This window comes from Methylobacterium sp. P1-11 (assembly GCF_008329595.1).
In the GTDB taxonomy this organism is placed as follows: domain Bacteria; phylum Pseudomonadota; class Alphaproteobacteria; order Rhizobiales; family Beijerinckiaceae; genus Methylobacterium.
This window is the reverse complement of the sequence record NZ_NPKS01000101.1, coordinates 1-913: the sequence shown is the minus strand read 5'-3', so window position 1 is coordinate 913 and position 913 is coordinate 1. Positions and strand designations below refer to the sequence as shown.

Here is a 913-nt window from a genome sequence, read left to right as displayed (position 1 = left end):
GGGGTGACCATGACCGAAACGCGAGAAAACTTGACCATTCCTCCGGACGACGCCGCACGCGGCTCGGCGTCCGCCGATCTGCTGTCTCACGTGTTAGCGCAGGTCCGCCTTACCGGTGATGGCGTGTATGCCGATGCGGTCACGGCAGGCGGGCAGGTGATCTTGGATCCCAACATCGCGCACGCTTTCATCGTCACCGAAGGTGCGTTTCGCTGCGCAGATCCTGATGACCTACACCCTGTGCTAATTGCTCCGGGAGATCTCATTCTGTTGCCACATGGTTTAGGCGACGCGCTGTTGTCTGCCTCACAGGATGCAAAGTTTGTAGTCTGCCGATTTTGGTTTGACCCCTATAGTTTGCGAAGCATGATTTCTGCCTTGCCTCAGCTTATCCATATCCCGCACGCCGAAGGCAAAGGATGGCTCGAAGGGATCCTGCATTTTCTGATGATCGAAACGACCGACACTCAACCCGGTACGGCCTTGATGATCTCCAAGATCATCGATGTTCTGATCATTCGCACGTTACGGACTTGGGTTCATCTTGGGCCTTCGACTGGATGGTTGGGGGGACTTGCCGATGCGCGCATCGCCCGCGCGCTCAAAGTGCTGCATCAGGAGCCGCTGCAGATGTGGAGCGTTGAAGAGCTGGCTGATGTCGCAGGTATGTCGCGTTCAAGTTTTGCAGAACGCTTTACGCAGCTCGTCGGGCTCTCACCATTGCGCTACCAGAACGAATGGCGCCTTAATCTTGCTCGCGACATGCTCGCGCGAGGAGAAGCCCGGGTCGGTGAGATCGGGCTGCGCATCGGCTATGAGTCGGAGGCAGCCTTTAGTCGCGCCTTTAAGGCGTTGTTCGGCCATTCGCCGAGGGACGAGAGCATCTGATCGACCGGGCCTAATTCCGATGGCT

General features: G+C 57.5%; 1 protein-coding gene. It reads left to right on the top strand.

Going from position 1 to position 913, the window contains the following annotated elements:
• Window positions 1-888 (top strand): AraC family transcriptional regulator (locus CIW48_RS32890; RefSeq protein WP_348645153.1); only part of this gene is annotated, 888 nt, incomplete at its 5' end.
• Between the last annotated feature and the right edge of the window lie 25 nt (window positions 889-913).